We start from the raw sequence: 15,804 nt of genomic DNA on the forward strand, positions 1-15,804 counted from the left end.
CCAGGCGATTACGTCACGCCGCATTTGCCCGCGATTTCAGAAGCCTCTCCACAAGCGCTGCATCCAGCGAATCGAAGCTGTCTATCGTCACATCCGGCCCAAGCTCTGCCATGGGAACGTCGGTGTAGCCGAAGGTCACGCCGATAGCGGGAATCTTGGCGTTCTTGGCCGCCAGAATGTCGTTGACGCTGTCACCCACCATTACGCTGCGAGCCGGATCGCAGCCAGCCTTCTCGATCGTACCAAGAATATGGCGGGCATCCGGTTTGCGCCATTCAAACGTATCGCCGCAGGTAATGGTGGAAAAGCGATCCTTCAGTCCCAGTTTTTCCAGCAGCGGGATGGCTAGAACGGATGTCTTGTTGGTGCAGACGGCGAGGCTGAAACCTTCCGCGGCGAGGCGATCCAGTGCGTCTGGAACGCCGGGATAAGGCTTGCTTTGTCCAGGCATCTCCTCTCTGTAATGGGCGATGAAGCGCTCGTGCAGCGGCTCGACGTCCTCCTCCGGCAACTCTTTGTTCCTGAGCGCGAAGGCGCGTTGGACCATCACACGAACACCTTGGCCAACCAGATGTGTCAGATCGTTGAAGGTGACGGGTGCAAGGCCCGCAGCAGCAATGGTGTGGTTCAGGCTGTCGATCAGGTCCGGAGCCGTATCGACGAGCGTGCCGTCGAGATCGAATATAACAAGGGGTGAAGTCAAAGAGGAAACCTCGTCTGTGGGGCAAATATCGCGCGAACCTAGCGCATCGGGGCGGAAATCGAAATCCAATTCGGCAGGATTGAGGACTTGTGCGCAAAAGCTTTAGGTTTCGCCCTCGATTGCCTGCCCGCTCACACCATCTCATTTCGAACGAAACCACTGAATGGTTCATTTTGAAGCAGCAGAAGGGGCTTTCGTTTGAGTTTCGAGCCGTGTAAACACACGCAGTCGCAGCGGTCCGGCACCTTGCTAACGGGCCCGCCGCTGCACAAAACCATACGGGCACAAGCGCGATCAACAGGCGCATGGCCCATGATATAAAGCGGAGTTGCAGGCGCATGGATGCCCGCCAAATGAAGATCAAGGCCGCAGAGGCAGCATTGACCTATGTCGAGGACGGAATGCGTCTGGGCATTGGTACGGGCTCTACCGCGGAAGAATTCGTTCGCCTGCTTGCCGAGAAGGTGGCGAACGGTCTTAAGGTTCAAGGTGTTCCCACCTCAGAGCGCACCGCGCGCCTGTGCGTCGAACTTGGCGTTCCACTGAAGTCCCTGGATGAACTGCCAGAGCTCGATCTCACGATCGATGGCGCCGACGAAGTCGATCATGCGCTTCGGTTGGTCAAGGGCGGCGGCGGAGCTCTGTTGCGAGAAAAGATCGTCGCGGCGGCGTCGGCACGCATGATCGTGATTGCGGATCAGACGAAGGTCGTGGAAACGCTCGGCGCATTTCCGCTGCCCATCGAGGTGAATGCTTTCGGTATGGCTGCAACCCGCATCGCTATCGAAAAACTGGCGGCCAGGGTGGGGCTTGCCGGTGAGCTGAAACTACGTTCTTCCGAAGACGGACCGTTCAAGACCGATGGCGGTCATCTTATTTTCGACGCATCATTTGGCCGTATTCCTGATGCAGAAGCGCTGGCACGTCAGCTGCATGCGATTCCAGGCGTCGTCGAGCACGGACTTTTCATTAATTTGGCATCGCTTGCCATTATCGCAGGACCGGACGGCGCCCGCGTGATGCATGCGACAGTATAACAGGAGCGAGAGAGTTGATGGGTAAACTAGCGGGACTGGGCAAAGCTGCCGCTGCTTCGATCCTTATTTCTGGGCTTGTGTTCGGCACTGCCGTGCGCGCGCAGGAAATTTCTGCAGAGCATATCGCCGCTGCAAAGCAGGCTATCACCGCACTCGGCGTGACGGATCGCTTTGATAACATTCTGCCGGGTCTAGCCGAGCGCCTGAAGTCCGAGCTCATCCAGGCGTCCCCGAATGTCCAGGATCAGATCACCGCAACCGTTGACGCGAAGGCGCTTGAACTGGCTCCTCGTCGTGCCGACCTGGAAAAAGAAGCAGCACTCACCTACGCACGCGCCTTCTCGATCGACGAGTTGAAGGCCATCTCTGCCTTCTATGGTAGCGAAGCCGGTAAGAAGCTTCTGAAGGACGGCCCGATCGCCACGCGTGAACTGATGAAGGCTGCCGACATCTGGGCGGCCGGCATCAACCGCGACCTGAACTCGGCCAGCATGTCCGAACTTCAAAAGGTCGCCGGTGCAGACCTTCAGCCGCTTCCTGCTAACGAAGCCAATGTCGGCGGCGCACCAGGCGCCACAGCTCCGGCTCCCGCTGCGGCTCCTGCGCCGAAGCCATGAGCGGTCGTTGATCATTCAGTATTTTTCAAAGCCTGGAAGCGATTCCGGGCTTTTCTTTTTCCGCGTCTAACACCTATATGATCATCCATATGATGCCTTGGCACTGCGTATCTCTGGATGCGTACTTTCGCTTAACGCACTGATTTTGCTCGACTGCGGCTGGTATGTTCTTCACCCCGCCGTTGCGCGCTCCGGCTGATGACAGAGGTTTATGATGACATCCTACGACTATGATCTTTTTGTTATCGGCGGCGGATCGGGTGGCGTGCGTAGTGCCCGGGTCGCTGCATCGCTCGGGAAACGGGTCGGCATCGCTGAAGAATATCGGTACGGCGGCACCTGTGTCATCAGAGGCTGCGTTCCGAAGAAGCTTTTTGTCTACGCCTCCCAATATCCGGAGCATTTCGAGGATGCCGCGGGTTTTGGCTGGACTGTCGGAGAGAGCGCCTTCGACTGGAAAAAGCTTATTGCCGCCAAGGACAAAGAGATCGAGCGGCTTGAGGGGCTTTATCGCAAGGGGCTGGAAAACGCCAAGGCTGATATTTTCGACACGCGTGCAGAGCTTGTCGATGCCCACACGGTTAAACTCGTCAATACTGGAAAGACGGTGACAGCCGAGCGCATCGTCATTGCTGTCGGGGGCACGCCGAATGCACATCCTGCCTTGCCCGGTCACGAATTGACGATTTCCTCTAATGAGGCCTTCCATTTGGAGGAACTGCCGAAATCGATATTGATTGCCGGCGGCGGTTACATCGCAGTCGAATTTGCCAATATCTTTCACGGTATCGGTGTTGAAACGACATTGATCTACCGTGGCAAGGAAATTCTGAACGGCTTCGATGGCGATCTGCGCAAGGGTCTTCATGAAGCGATGGAGGCCAAGGGCATCCGGATCGTTCTCGAAGACCTTATCCAGGAGGTCAGCAAGGACGGGGCAGGTGGCTTCGTCGCCCGCACCAAGCAGGGCGCATCGCTTCATGTTGGCCTGGTGATGCTGGCGCTTGGACGCGAACCCAGTACTAAGGGGCTTGGATTGGAGAAAGCCGGAGTCCATACGAATGAGAAGGGCGCGATCGTTGTCGATGACTATTCGCGCACCACTGTCCCGCATATCTATGCGCTTGGCGACGTCACCGATCGGGTACAGCTGACACCTGTCGCCATTCATGAGGCGATGTGCTTCATCGAGACGGAGTTCAAGAACAACCCGACAAAGCCCGATCATCATCTGATTGCGACTGCAGTCTTCTCCCAGCCCGAAATCGGCACGGTCGGGCTTTCGGAGGAGCAGGCGGCTTCGAAGTTCGAAGAGGTCGAGATCTACCTAGCGCAGTTCCGCCCGATGAAGGCAACGCTCTCGGGCCGGTCTGAAAAGACGATCATGAAGCTGCTCGTCAATGCGGCGGACAGAAAGGTCGTCGGCGCGCATATACTGGGTCATGAGGCCGGTGAGATGGCGCAGCTTCTCGGCATCACGCTGAAGGCCGGTTGCACCAAGGACGACTTCGACGCCACCATGGCCGTCCACCCGACTGCTGCCGAGGAGCTGGTGACGATGTATTCGCCAAGCTACCGCATCAAGAACGGGGAAAGAGTATAACGGGGCTCTGGCGGTCGACAGGCTCGGCTCGCATGCCTTCGAATAGTTGCTCGTTGCGCTTCAACAGCGCAGCGAGCCGATCGATGGCAACCCGCATTTCCGCTGTGTGTCGATCATCGTCGTTGACGGTGATCCACAGGTTGTGAGCGAGCTCCTCGATGATCTCACCGTCTCGCACCACGCCTGGCAGAGTGTCGCCGATATAGGCGGGCAAAACGCCCCTGCCGGCCCCGCTCTGGATCAGGCGCGGCAAGAGCGCTGGCGCATTTGTCCATGTGTGGATCATCTGCTCCCGATTGCAAAACACCCACTTTTCCGCATCCGACGCCGCGACTTCCGTGCCGATTGAAATCCAGGGGGCGGATGCGGTCGTTGTCAGTCCCTCAGACCGGTAGGCGCAGTAATTGACCGTAACGGATTTGCGCACTGCGAAATTGCCATGCTGTGGGGATGCGTCAAAGACCCCGATCATTCCGCGTCGGTAGGTCAGATCGTCTTCGGGACCGAAGTGCTTGCAGCAAAGTCGAAAGGCATCGTCCGGTCCGCGAATGGCGCTCGTGTTTTCAGCAATGAAACCCATCAGCCAGATGTTGGAGGAAATCGAAACGATGGGCAGTGAGAAGGCGTCGCCGTGCCACTGGCTGATATCTGCTGCCGTCCGCCTCATATGTTGAACGCGTTCAAACAGGATCACCCCGTCGGGCGCCAGCTTGTAGCCCTGCTGGCTGCGGATAAAGAGTGTGCGTCCCATCGTCCGTTCGAGAAAGAGCATCTTTCGGCCGATCGTCGGCGCGCTGATGCCGGTCAGGCTTGCCGCGCCTGCAAGGCCACCCTCGGACGCAACGATATGGAAGAGTTTCAGATCGTCCCAGTTTACATCTGTCATGGAAGGCTCTCCGGCTGATAGAGTCATTTATAGCCGGATCCATCTGGCTTTGCATCGTTTGCCGGTGAAACGCGCCTTTCATTCCTGCATCTACGCCCGTCGCAGCCTCTGCCTTACCTCCTGTCGGGAACACAGGAGAAAGATCATGTTGCCGGAAACGATGTTTGCAATGGAGAGGATGACGCGTAATCAAATCAAGGAGAGGAAGAGTGGCGATGATCACCGATGGGAGACATGGCCATCGACCGGTCTCGACCATTTCGGCTTGTTTCTTTGGCGCGTAGCGCAGCGGTTGCACAATCGCAATGGGCTGCGAAAACAACGACGTGAAGCACACAGGCTTCAATTCAAGGATAATCTAGAATCGCAGAGGGTTTCCGCAGGTCCAAAAGCGTCGGTAATTGACTAGGCAAGCTCCCTGCAAAGGTTTATAAGCCGCTCAATTTTTAAAGGTGCGGACGCCCGCGCAATTTTTCGGGCGGGGAGACAGGTGAGTAGAATGGCACAGAATTGGACGCCCGGTAGCTGGAGACAGAAGCCCATCCAGCAGGTTCCACAATATCCGGACGCTGCTGCGCTTGCAGCAACGGAAGCCCAGCTTGCGAGCTATCCTCCGCTGGTTTTTGCCGGTGAGGCGCGCCGTCTGAAGAAGCAGCTCGCCAGCGTCGCCGAAGGCGAGGCCTTCCTGCTGCAGGGTGGCGATTGCGCCGAAAGCTTCCTGGAGCATGGCGCCGACAATATTCGTGACTTCTTCCGCGCCTTCCTCCAGATGGCCGTGGTTCTGACCTATGGCGCGCAACTGCCCGTGGTCAAGGTTGGCCGTATCGCCGGTCAGTTCGCCAAGCCGCGTTCGTCCAATATCGAGGCGCAGAATGGCGTCGAGCTGCCGTCCTACCGTGGTGACATCATCAACGGTATCGAGTTCAACGAAGCCTCGCGCATTCCCAACCCGGAGCGCCAGCTGGATGCTTATCGTCAGTCGGCTGCAACGCTGAACCTTCTTCGCGCCTTCGCCATGGGTGGTTACGCCAACCTGGAAAACGTGCATCAGTGGATGCTCGGCTTCGTCAAGGATTCCCCGCAGGCGGATCGTTATCGCAAGCTTGCCGGTCGTATCTCCGAAACCATGGACTTCATGAAGGCGATCGGCATCAGCGCCGAAAATAATCCGAGCCTTCGCGAAACGGACTTCTTCACCAGCCACGAAGCGCTGCTTCTCGGCTATGAAGAAGCATTGACCCGTATCGACTCCACCTCGGGCGATTGGTACGCGACCTCCGGCCACATGCTGTGGATCGGTGACCGTACGCGCCAGCTCGATCACGCGCATGTGGAATACTTCCGCGGCATCAAGAACCCGATCGGTCTGAAGTGCGGCCCGTCGCTTCAGCCGGACAATCTGATCCAGCTGATCGATGCGCTGAACCCTGCCAACGAAGCAGGACGCCTAACGCTCATCTGCCGCTTTGGTCATGACAAGGTCGCCGACCATCTGCCGAAGCTGATCCGCGCTGTCGAGAAGGAAGGTCGTAAGGTCATCTGGTCCTGCGACCCGATGCACGGCAACACCATCACGCTCAACCACTACAAGACGCGTCCATTCGAGCGTATCTTGTCGGAAGTGGAAAGCTTCTTCCAGATCCACCGTGCGGAAGGCACGCATCCAGGCGGCATCCACATCGAGATGACCGGCAAGGACGTGACGGAATGCACCGGTGGTGCGCGCGCCGTAACGGCAGACTCACTGTCCGATCGCTACCACACGCACTGCGACCCGCGCCTCAACGCCGATCAGGCTTTGGAACTGGCGTTCCTCCTGTCCGAGCGGATGAAGAGCGGTCGCGACGAAAAGCGCCTGGCCGTCGCCAACGCCTGATCTCGTTGACAGGCAGACATACAGAAGCCGCCGGAGCGATCCGGCGGCTTTCTTGTTTTAAGCAGAATTATTGAACCAACACGGGCTGCATGCAGCGAAGATCGGTCACCCGCACATCCGCTTCACCGATCTTCACGCCCATCACGAGCAATGTGTTATATAACAACTCGTCGATCGGTTTGGTGGCGGCGCTCAACGTATCGGCCAGCGCTGATTGAATGATCGCGGGCGAGCCGATCGTTAAAAAAAGCACGTTGATATCGACATCGAGTTTCTTCAAAAGCGAAGCAACAAGAGAGGTCGTAACGTCTTTGGTGGAAACCTGCTTGATCCTGGCCTGCTGGATGTCGGCTTGATAGAAGGTTAATCTGCTCTTCGTCAGATTGCCACTATTAATCTGTGCCATGCCATTGATCCTGACGACTGCGGAATCGAGGATCGAAGCCTTGGTCACGCGTGGAGTTCGTCCGAAATTATTGAAGGCGCTGGTGTCGACATTTCCGAGTGCGATTTCCGCCAGCCCCGGAACGACGTCGATATCGACGGCACCGTCGCCCGGGGTCATGCATCTGATATCCGCAAGCTTTGCTTCGGCATTGGCCACCTCCACATAGAGAGGGAGGTTGATCTGCAGGCCGAGCAATGCTTTCAACCCGGTGACAGAGGTCTCTATGGCCAGACGCGTCTGCGCCGTGCGAACGACGGTTCCCGTTGACCCGACAGCCAGAGGCGGCGCGCTGACGGGAGGTTCACCGATGGCGATGGTCAATTTCGTAGCGGCCAGTCCGGGTACCGACGCGCCCGCATTGATGGCAATCTGCTGATTGCCATTGGCGGCGATCGCCGCGGCTGAGACCAGATCGAACAGCTTTGCGGTGACCTTAAGATTTTCGCTGCTTCCGACCATATTGCCTAGAAACGGACCCAGATTGACGATCTTTTCCAGCGGGAGGCTGATACTGGTTTTGTTGGCAGCGCGCTCCAAACTCTTGATGGTCGCCACGAGCGAGGGCTGCAACCCTCCCGTTCGCCCAAGCGCGTTAAGGAACTGACTGAGAGTGATATCTTTGGTAAGCAGATCACGATACGTGCCCGCCTGTAATCCAAGGTCAATCGCCAGGATGTCAATCGTCTTCAAGAGATTGATGTCGGCACTGACAAGGGCCTGATAATCCATGAGTTTAAGGTTGACTGAAGAACCCAGAAGTCCACTCAGAACTGCGTTCAACAGGCCCTCATTGAGCGAGAGCAGCCGGGAGCCGACGGAAAAAGCTGCGACCCGCGACGCCGCCGCCGTGCCCACTGCCGAAATCTTCGGCGCAGTGGTGAAGCTGGATGCGAAATAGATTTGGCCCTTTTCGACGATTTCGACTTTCACTGCGTTCGTAGGGCTGGCGTCCGCGACGAAGCGTTGCCCCACGTCGACAGTGGAATCTGGCACATAGCGGCCTTTGGTGACGGTCGCATAACCATCGACACCGGCCAATTCTCCCTCGATATCAGCTGAAACAAAGCCGGTATCGGTCAGCAGGCCGTTTTCCGTTTTGATACCGATCTTTTTGCCGTTGAGTTTGAAGTACTGCAAAACCGCTTGATCCGGGTTGACCGCGGCGGCCGCCGAGATGGCAGCGAGGTCTGCCGTTTGCTGCAACTCTCTTTTCTGAAGGGTAAGCGCTCCGTAATCGACCCCGAGCGCCAGGATGCCGACAAAGAGGGGCGCCGTCAGCCCTGCCGTGATTGCTATATTGCCGGACTTGTTCTTCCAGATCTGAAAATTTGAAGGCCGCTTGTCGTGCATATCAAACCCCTCCGATCCTGATTGTCGAGAAGCGCTTGATGGTTTTCTCGGGAAGGGCGTAAGAATAAAGGTTCCAGATTGGTAACTCGGTCGCATCATATTCTACCGTGACGGTGAACTGATTGCTGTTGTTCAAATCCTGGCCTACGGTCACATTGAAGTAGCGCTTGTCCATGAAAACATAGCCAAGCGATGTTCTGGTGACGAAGTCCTTCGCCAGTGCCTGTCTTTCATTGTTATTAAGACCTGCGACGGCGGTTCTCGCCGCATCGGCAGCCACCTGTTGAACGGAGTGCGCCGTCATCAGGTAGATGCCGTAGGCGATCATGGTCAAAAGGACCAAAAGAAAAATGGGAGCTATGATTGCGAACTCGACAGCTGACGAGCCGCCACGATGACGAAGCATTCTTGCCAAAATGGCCATGGCATCCTCCGATACGCTTCATGCGTTAATTCTTAGATGCTAATGTTTGCAGGTTGATTTTATATTAATGTAAATCTTGAGGTTGTGTATCGTATTGGGCCGGAAGTTTAACACCTGTGCGTTACTGGATGCGGGAACAATCGTTGTTCGCAACGCGGGACAAATTTGCCGCGTCAATCGGGGGCATTTTCAAGCGATCACGGGATCGCCTCCAATGCTCGATATCTTGTTTCGGCGCGTGGTCCGGCGGCGAAGCGCTGACGGTTCTGCTGCAAATTTCTAAATCAGACGCAGACCCTTGAAGCTGACATGACCATCCTTGCCGATGATGATATGATCATGGATAGTGATACCAAGCGGTTTCGCCGTGTCGATGATCGTCTTTGTCATATCTATGTCTGCTCGGGATGGAGTGGGGTCGCCGCTTGGGTGATTGTGGACGAGAATAATCGCAGTCGATGACAGCTCCAGCGCACGTCGCACGACTTCCCGCGGATAGACCGGTGTGTGGTCGACTGTACCTTGCCCCTGTATCTCATCGGCGATCAGCACATTGCGCTTGTCAAGAAACAAGATGCGGAATTGCTCACGCGTTTCATGCGCCATCACTGCATGACAGTAATCGATGACAGAGGACCATGAGCTAAGCACCTGCTTGTTGCGGATTTCGCTTTTCAGCATGCGCTGCGAAACGGAAGCAATCAGCTTCAGGTCGAGAGCCACCGTATCCCCGATGCCTTTCACTTCCTGCAACAGCGGCAGTGGTGCACCCAGTACGCCAGCCAGTGTGCCGAAACGCGCAATCAACGCTTTTGCGATCGGTTTCGTATCCCGGCGGGGAATGAGCCGGAACAGCAACAATTCGAGAAGTTCATAATCTGCCAGCGCCGCATCACCTTGGTCTCGATACTTGCCGCGCAGCCGCTCCCTGTGGCCATGATAATGCGCTGGCTCTTGCTCGGGAGACGCCTTTGGCTGCTTGGAGGCCGGGCGTTGGTCTGAAAATAGACCGCGCTCGTTGACGGGATCGAACAGGTCTTTGCCCTCGTTCTCTTCCTGACGTGGCGATGCCTTTTGCGGCGGAGGAGAGGGGGCTTTTGCCATCTGACGGTCGCTTGCTGTTAGAGCGGAGGTAAGCCAGGTCTGTCGAAACCGCCCGGAGAAAGGGTGAAGACCTCGCATCCCGTAGCGGTGACACCGACCGCATGCTCGTATTGTGCCGACAGGGATCGGTCTCGTGTAACCGCCGTCCAGCCGTCAGAAAGAACTTTAACATGCGGCTTGCCGAGATTGATCATCGGCTCGATGGTGAAGATCATGCCTTCGCGGATTTCCGGACCGTCGCTCTCCTTGCCGTAATGCAGAATGTTCGGCGTGTCATGGAAGAGGCGGCCAACACCATGGCCGCAAAAATCCGTCACGACAGAGCAGCGCTCTCCCTCTGCATAGGCCTGGATGGCTGCGCCGATAGCGCCGGTTCGCACACCCGGCTTTACCGCAGCGATGCCCCGCAGGAGGCACTCATAGGTCACTTCAAGCAGACGCTCTGCTGATCGTTTTATCTGGCCGACGGGATACATGCGGCTCGAATCACCATACCAGCCATCAAGGACGTAGGTCACATCGATATTGACGATATCGCCTTCGCGCAGCGGCTTATCGTCTGGAATGCCATGACAGACGACATGGTTGATGGATGTGCAGACGGATTTGGTATAGCCGCGATAATTGAGCGTTGCAGGAAGAGCGCCGTGATCTGCGCCGAACTCGAAGACGAAGCGATCGATGGCATTGGTCGTCACGCCCGGCTTTACAATATCTGCAAGTGCATCCAGGCATCGCGCAGTCAACTGACTTGCCTTGCGCATGCCCTCGAAATCTTCCGAGTTATAAAGGCGTATAACGCCTGTATTCTTCAAAGGAGCCGATGCCGCGTCGATATAGGTGACCATTCTATTGCTTTCTGTCTTACGTTCACCTGCGTTCATAAAGCAGCAGTGGGCCAGTCGTCTATTGCAACCATGCGGCTTGCGACGATTTCCAGCGGTGAGATATCACAATTGATGGCGTAAGCCTCGACACCGCGCCCTGTTGCGCGATGGAACGCTGCTGCATAAATAGGATCGAGGTCCGAGCAGATGCGCATCCGGTGACAGTCTGAGCGCTGGATCAGGTAGAGCATCACGGCGCGGTGGCCGGCTTGCGCAGCGTCACCCAGTTCATCCAGATGTTTTGCTCCGCGCTTGGTGGCGGTATCCGGGAACTCCGCCAGTCCCGGTTCGCGCATGAAATGCACGTTCTTCGCCTCGACATAGGCTTCCGGTCGTCCCGCTGATGACAGGAGAAAATCGATCCGGGAATTGATACCATATCGCTGCTCTCGCTTCAGCGTGTCATAGCCGCGAAGCGAAGGGATTCGATTGGCAAGAAGCGCCTCCTCCGCCAGCTTGTTTGGCATTCCCGTGTTGATGCCGACGATCGTGCCGTCCGCTTCCACCATTTCCAGCATATGGCGATATTTTCGGGTCGGGCTGTCATGCTCGGAGAGCCAGATGCGTGAGCCCGGCGTGGTCAAGCCGCGCATGGATCCTGTATTGGGACATGACCCGGTAATTGTTGTGCCGTCGGCCAGAACGGCATCGAAGAGAAAACGCTTATAACGGGATATGAGCGTGGCGGGCACAAGCGGAGAATCAAAGCGCATGGCGAGAGTGTCGTTTTAACGTGTACATCATTCAAGAACATAGGTTCCAGGCGCGTCACCAAGCGGGGTCAGTTGACCATCGCCCGGAACGCGAGCCGCAACCTTTTGCGCGCTCTGTGCCTCGATCCAGCGCTGCCAATGCGGCCACCAGGACCCCGTATGGGCGTGGCTCCCTTGCTGCCATTCCTCAATGTCACCTGTTGGTGATGGCCCTGTCCAGTATTGATATTTTCCGGCATCCGGCGGATTGACAACACCTGCTATGTGACCTGAGCCGCCGAGCACGAACTCGACCGGCCCACCGAAAAGCTTTGCGCCTTCGAACACTGATTTTGCCGGAGCGATATGGTCATCGCGCGTGGCTAGATCGTAGACGGGCACTGTCACATCCTTGAGGTTCAGCACTTTGCCACGGACGTGCATCCGGCCTTCCGCCAGATTGTTCTCCAAATAGCAGTTACGCAAATAGAACGAGTGATTGGCCGCTGTCACACGGGTGGAATCGGAGTTCCAGTAGAGCAGGTCGAACGGTGGCGGTTGCGTGCCCCGCAGATAGTTGTCGACCATGTAGGGCCAGATCAGATCGGAGGCGCGCAGCAGGTTGAACACGCCTGCCATGATTGCGCCGTCCAGATAGCCAACCGCTTTCATATGAGCGTCGAGTGCTGCAAGCTGAGGCTCGTCTACGAAGATTTTCAGCTCGCCCGCATGGGTGAAATCCGTCTGTGCTGCCAGCAATGTCGCCGTACGGATCCGATCGTTATTTTCCTGGGCGTGAAGTGCGAGCGTGGCCGAAAGAAGCGTGCCACCGATGCAGTATCCTGCCGCGTTGACCTCGCGCTCGCCCGTTGCCTGTTCGATCGCCGCAAGCGCGAAATCTATACCTTCACGGATGTAATCTTCCCAACCTTTTTCAGCGTGTCTCGCATCTGGATTGACCCAGGAGATCATAAAGACGCTGTGACCCTGATCGACTGACCACTTAACAAAGGATTTCCGCGCATTGAGGTCGAGAATATAGAATTTGTTGATCCATGGGGGAATGATCAGGAGAGGGCGTTTGAACACCGTCTCGGTCGAAGGCGCGTAGTGGATGATTTCGCAAAGTTCGCTACGCGCAATGACCTTGCCCGATGAGACGGCAATGTTCTGACCGATGACGAACTTGCTGTAATCCGTCTGGCGAAGCTTCAGGTGACCTTTACCCGCGGCCATGTCCTCGGCCAGTTGCGCCATACCCTTGACGAGGTTTGCCCCGCTGGTGGCGACCGTCTCGCGAAAGACCTGTGGATTGGTGAAGGCGAAGTTAGCCGGTGAAATCGCCTCCGTCATCTGACGCATGTAGAAGCGCGCCTTTTCGCGGGTACGCTCGTCGATGCCTTCGGCCTCTGCCACCATTTTCTCTGCCCAGTCGGCAGTTGCGAAATAGACCTTCTGCAGGAAATCGAAGAACGGATTTACGTTCCAGTCCTCATCGCTGAAGCGCTTGTGGCTGCGTGGTTTTTCGGAAGCGGTTCTATCTGTCCCGGAGTTGCCCTGATCCTCTGAAAGTCGGATCAAAGACGCTTGCCAGATTTCGAAATAGCTCGAAAGAAGATGAGTCTGTGCCTCCACGGAGCGCTTCGGCTCTGCCATCCAGTATTCAGCCACGTCGGACAATGTCTGAAATACATCGCTCATAGGGCTGGCATCGGTTTGTGGAATCTCGCCGCGTTCTCGCGGCGCGAGCCATTCGGACGCTGCCTTTCCGAGATTTTCCACAGCTCTGGCGATATTCATGGCGAAGGCTTGAGGATCACGCAGAATATAGGCATCGGCGGATTTGGGATCGTAACTGGATCCCCTGTCGTCAGGATCGTTCGGTCCGCCTCTATTGCCCGCCATACGTTCTCCTTCGTGGCGATTTTTGTATTTGCACATTCTGTACGAAAACGAATACAAGTTCCACCGACACGGGCGCCGTTTCAGCGCGTTCGCAAAACCATGGATACCTTATAGGTGGGGCAGGATAATGGGCAAGCATTCGGGAAGCATAAAAACGGCGTCGATGCTGTCGGTTTGCGGCCTGATTCTGCCGTTAGCCGCCTGTACCACACCGGCTCCAATCGTCGATCCTGCCCATATGGAAAGACCCAAGGCGCAAATCGTTGGCGCTCAGCCTGTGAGCGGCGGGCCGTTGCAGAAGCGTGACACGGGGACTTTCCCGACCTTTGCCAAGCCCATGACGGCGGCAATGCCACAAATGGAAGAAAACGAAGCTTCGACCATGGAGCAGAACCTGACCGCTCTTGGTGCGGCACGCCGTCGCGGCCAGATCACAGAGGCCGAGTATAAGCGTCGCGTTGCAGAACTTCGTGCTCTGTCAGAGCAACAAAAGCCTGTGGCGACGCCTGCTGCCTCACAGTGACGCAAGACGAAATTATAGAACTCGTATCGCCAGTGCAAAAGCAAAGGGCCATTCAAGAGAATGGCCCAAACCTTTGCTAGTGTAGGGTTGCACTGGCGGCCAGCCGTTCGCTTTTGTCGTGAAGCGCGAACTTGTCGACCATCTCAGCGCTGGCCTGGTTAAAGCCTACCACGTCGACCTGAATTCCGGCTCGTCGATATTTCAATACCACCTTGTCCAGCGCGCCCACTGCGGTGATGTCCCAGAGATGGGCAGCGGAAACATCAATGTTGATCTGGTCTGCCTGTTCGTTGAAATCGAAGGCGCGGATAAAGTTCTCTGCCGAGGCAAAGAAGATTTGGCCTTCCACGACATAAGTCACGGTTTTCGCCACGGCCTCTTCGCTTCGAGTGACTCGAAAGAGCTTGGAAACCTTGCCGGCAAAGAAGATGCCGGACAGTAGAACGCCGACGATAACGCCCTTTGCAAGATCGTGCGTTGCCACGACAGTGACGACCGTTGCGAGCATCACAACCGATGACGGCAGCGGATTCTTGCGCAGGTCGAGAATGGAGCGCCAGGAAAATGTTCCGATCGACACCATGATCATGACGGCAACGAGCGCTGCCATAGGTATGATACGGACAAGGTCATCAAGCACGACAATCAGAAACAGCAGAAAGGCGCCTGCGACAAATGTCGAAAGCCTTCCCCGGCCACCGGACGTCACATTGATCACGGACTGCCCTATCATCGCGCAGCCCCCCATTCCACCGATCAGCGCTGAGGCAATATTGCCAGCGCCCTGGCCCACGCATTCCTGGCTCTTGTTGCTCGGCGTATCGGTCATGTCGTCGACGATTTGCGCAGTGAGAAGCGACTCAAGGAGGCCCACGGCTGCGAGTGTGACGGAATAGGGGAGGATGATCCGAAGCGTCTCCCAAGTCATCGGCACCTGCGGAAATGTCAGGATTGGAAAGCTGGACGGGAGTTCGCCAAGGTCGCCCACTGTGCGCAGTTCAATTCCGGTCCACCATGCGATCACCGTCAGGACGGCAATCGCAACCAGAGGCGAGGGTATTGCCTTCGTCACATACGGAAAGAGATAGATAATCGCGAGGCCACCTGCGATCATGACATAGGTCAGGCTGGGAACACCGATCAGTTCAGGCAACTGCGCCATAAAGATCAGAATGGCCAAAGCGTTGACAAAACCCGTAATGACCGAGCGGGACACGAAGCGCATCACGCGGCCGAGTTTCAACCAGCCAGCAACGATCTGTATGACACCCATCAGGATCGTGGCAGCGAAGAGATATTGAAGCCCGTGTTCTTTGACGAGAGAGACCATAACCACGGCGGTTGCGGCCGTCGCAGCCGAGATCATTCCGGGACGACCGCCGACGAAAGCCGCGACACAGGCAATGGCAAACGAGGCGTAAAGTCCGACTTTGGGATCGACACCGGCGATGACTGAAAAGCCGATCGCCTCTGGAATCAGAGCAAGCGCGACGACGATGCCGGAGAGCACGTCTCCACGAATATTGGAGAACCACTCCTGACGGTAGTGTGTGAAAGTTTGCATGAATGAGTTACCACAGTTGTTGCAACGGGCCGAGCGGGACTCGGTCCTTAAAAGATGAAACAGGTTGCGTTGCTGTGTTGTCTGGCGGATCGGCGGCCAGAAGAGCCACCCGGATTTTCACCGGGTCCTTGTGGATGGATGCCTTATAACGGACATGCGCTTCTGGCGCAATCAGTGAATGTCGA

Annotated in this window: 14 protein-coding genes and 1 other annotated feature; of the genes, 5 read left to right on the forward strand and 9 right to left on the reverse strand. The window is 56.5% G+C overall.

What is annotated here, in order from left to right:
• Positions 1-13: 13 nt before the first annotated feature.
• Positions 14-703 carry a phosphoglycolate phosphatase gene (gph, locus tag QZ869_RS09975; protein ID WP_296104301.1) on the reverse strand — a complete coding sequence of 230 codons (690 nt, stop codon included), beginning with the start codon at positions 701-703 and terminating at the stop codon, positions 14-16.
• A gap of 338 nt (positions 704-1,041) precedes the next feature.
• Here gph and rpiA point away from each other — a divergent pair, with 338 nt between their 5' ends.
• The 3 genes from rpiA (at position 1,042) to gor (ending at position 3,960) form a co-directional block, all read left to right on the forward strand.
• On the forward strand, positions 1,042-1,740 hold the full coding sequence (gene rpiA / locus QZ869_RS09980) for a ribose-5-phosphate isomerase RpiA (protein WP_296076606.1): 699 nt from the start codon (positions 1,042-1,044) through the stop codon (positions 1,738-1,740).
• A 17-nt stretch (positions 1,741-1,757) separates the two neighbouring features.
• Positions 1,758-2,357, forward strand: a complete 600-nt coding sequence (locus tag QZ869_RS09985; protein ID WP_296019087.1) for a DUF2059 domain-containing protein — start codon at positions 1,758-1,760, stop codon at positions 2,355-2,357.
• A gap of 214 nt (positions 2,358-2,571) precedes the next feature.
• The gene (gene gor / locus QZ869_RS09990; RefSeq protein ID WP_296104303.1) at positions 2,572-3,960 is read left to right on the forward strand and encodes a glutathione-disulfide reductase; all 1,389 of its coding nucleotides are present in this window, start codon (positions 2,572-2,574) and stop codon (positions 3,958-3,960) included.
• Here gor and QZ869_RS09995 read toward each other — a convergent pair.
• Positions 3,938-4,846 (reverse strand): LysR family transcriptional regulator, encoded by a 909-nt coding sequence (locus tag QZ869_RS09995; protein WP_296076608.1) that lies wholly within the window; start codon positions 4,844-4,846, stop codon positions 3,938-3,940. The genes gor and QZ869_RS09995 overlap by 23 nt on opposite strands.
• Positions 4,847-5,345: 499 nt before the next feature.
• Between QZ869_RS09995 and QZ869_RS10000 the strand changes: the two genes are divergently transcribed.
• The gene (locus tag QZ869_RS10000; RefSeq protein ID WP_062425427.1) at positions 5,346-6,722 is read left to right on the forward strand and encodes a class II 3-deoxy-7-phosphoheptulonate synthase; all 1,377 of its coding nucleotides are present in this window, start codon (positions 5,346-5,348) and stop codon (positions 6,720-6,722) included.
• A 67-nt stretch (positions 6,723-6,789) separates the two neighbouring features.
• Here QZ869_RS10000 and QZ869_RS10005 read toward each other — a convergent pair whose 3' ends face one another.
• The 6 genes from QZ869_RS10005 to QZ869_RS10030 all read right to left on the reverse strand — a co-directional run bounded on the left by QZ869_RS10005 (position 6,790) and on the right by QZ869_RS10030 (position 13,532).
• Positions 6,790-8,520: a TadG family pilus assembly protein gene (locus tag QZ869_RS10005; RefSeq protein WP_296100534.1), complete on the reverse strand. Its 1,731-nt coding sequence runs from the start codon at positions 8,518-8,520 to the stop codon at positions 6,790-6,792.
• A 1-nt stretch (position 8,521) separates the two neighbouring features.
• Complete coding sequence (locus QZ869_RS10010) at positions 8,522-8,944, reverse strand: TadE/TadG family type IV pilus assembly protein (RefSeq protein ID WP_296018420.1); 423 nt, start codon at positions 8,942-8,944, stop codon at positions 8,522-8,524.
• 279 nt (positions 8,945-9,223) lie between these two features.
• On the reverse strand, positions 9,224-10,048 hold the full coding sequence (gene radC / locus QZ869_RS10015) for a DNA repair protein RadC (RefSeq protein ID WP_296104306.1): 825 nt from the start codon (positions 10,046-10,048) through the stop codon (positions 9,224-9,226).
• Positions 10,049-10,065: 17 nt separating this feature from the next.
• The gene (gene map / locus QZ869_RS10020) at positions 10,066-10,896 is read right to left on the reverse strand and encodes a type I methionyl aminopeptidase (protein WP_296018415.1); all 831 of its coding nucleotides are present in this window, start codon (positions 10,894-10,896) and stop codon (positions 10,066-10,068) included.
• Between the two features lie 32 nt (positions 10,897-10,928).
• Positions 10,929-11,648, reverse strand: a complete 720-nt coding sequence (gene sfsA, locus QZ869_RS10025; protein WP_296104308.1) for a DNA/RNA nuclease SfsA — start codon at positions 11,646-11,648, stop codon at positions 10,929-10,931.
• Positions 11,649-11,675: 27 nt separating this feature from the next.
• The gene (locus tag QZ869_RS10030) at positions 11,676-13,532 is read right to left on the reverse strand and encodes a class I poly(R)-hydroxyalkanoic acid synthase (protein ID WP_296018411.1); all 1,857 of its coding nucleotides are present in this window, start codon (positions 13,530-13,532) and stop codon (positions 11,676-11,678) included.
• A gap of 127 nt (positions 13,533-13,659) precedes the next feature.
• On the opposite strand from QZ869_RS10030, the gene QZ869_RS10035 reads away from it, so the two are divergent.
• Positions 13,660-14,055 (forward strand): hypothetical protein, encoded by a 396-nt coding sequence (locus QZ869_RS10035; protein ID WP_296018409.1) that lies wholly within the window; start codon positions 13,660-13,662, stop codon positions 14,053-14,055.
• 76 nt (positions 14,056-14,131) lie between these two features.
• Here QZ869_RS10035 and QZ869_RS10040 read toward each other — a convergent pair whose 3' ends face one another.
• Positions 14,132-15,619 carry a SulP family inorganic anion transporter gene (locus QZ869_RS10040; protein WP_296018407.1) on the reverse strand — a complete coding sequence of 496 codons (1,488 nt, stop codon included), beginning with the start codon at positions 15,617-15,619 and terminating at the stop codon, positions 14,132-14,134.
• 75 nt (positions 15,620-15,694) lie between these two features.
• Positions 15,695-15,750: a sequence feature (sul1 is cis-regulatory element that is thought to sense ions involved in sulfur or methionine metabolism; They are found in Alphaproteobacteria), on the reverse strand.
• Positions 15,751-15,804 lie beyond the last annotated feature (54 nt).

Origin of the sequence: uncultured Agrobacterium sp., from assembly GCF_913777885.1 — a bacterium.
GTDB lineage: Bacteria > Pseudomonadota > Alphaproteobacteria > Rhizobiales > Rhizobiaceae > Agrobacterium.

Bases quoted from the DNA above. Each gene is read 5' to 3' on its own strand.
- QZ869_RS10005 (WP_296100534.1), bottom strand. From the start codon at position 8,520: ATGCACGACAAGCGGCCTTCAAATTTTCAGATCTGGAAGAACAAGTCC.
- QZ869_RS09985 (WP_296019087.1), top strand. From the start codon at position 1,758: ATGGGTAAACTAGCGGGACTGGGCAAAGCTGCCGCTGCTTCGATCCTT.
- map (WP_296018415.1), bottom strand. From the start codon at position 10,896: ATGGTCACCTATATCGACGCGGCATCGGCTCCTTTGAAGAATACAGGC.
- QZ869_RS10030 (WP_296018411.1), bottom strand. From the start codon at position 13,532: ATGGCGGGCAATAGAGGCGGACCGAACGATCCTGACGACAGGGGATCC.
- rpiA (WP_296076606.1), top strand. From the start codon at position 1,042: ATGGATGCCCGCCAAATGAAGATCAAGGCCGCAGAGGCAGCATTGACC.
- radC (WP_296104306.1), bottom strand. From the start codon at position 10,048: ATGGCAAAAGCCCCCTCTCCTCCGCCGCAAAAGGCATCGCCACGTCAG.
- QZ869_RS10010 (WP_296018420.1), bottom strand. From the start codon at position 8,944: ATGGCCATTTTGGCAAGAATGCTTCGTCATCGTGGCGGCTCGTCAGCT.
- QZ869_RS10035 (WP_296018409.1), top strand. From the start codon at position 13,660: ATGGGCAAGCATTCGGGAAGCATAAAAACGGCGTCGATGCTGTCGGTT.
- QZ869_RS09995 (WP_296076608.1), bottom strand. From the start codon at position 4,846: ATGACAGATGTAAACTGGGACGATCTGAAACTCTTCCATATCGTTGCG.
- sfsA (WP_296104308.1), bottom strand. From the start codon at position 11,648: ATGCGCTTTGATTCTCCGCTTGTGCCCGCCACGCTCATATCCCGTTAT.
- gor (WP_296104303.1), top strand. From the start codon at position 2,572: ATGACATCCTACGACTATGATCTTTTTGTTATCGGCGGCGGATCGGGT.
- QZ869_RS10040 (WP_296018407.1), bottom strand. From the start codon at position 15,619: ATGCAAACTTTCACACACTACCGTCAGGAGTGGTTCTCCAATATTCGT.
- QZ869_RS10000 (WP_062425427.1), top strand. From the start codon at position 5,346: ATGGCACAGAATTGGACGCCCGGTAGCTGGAGACAGAAGCCCATCCAG.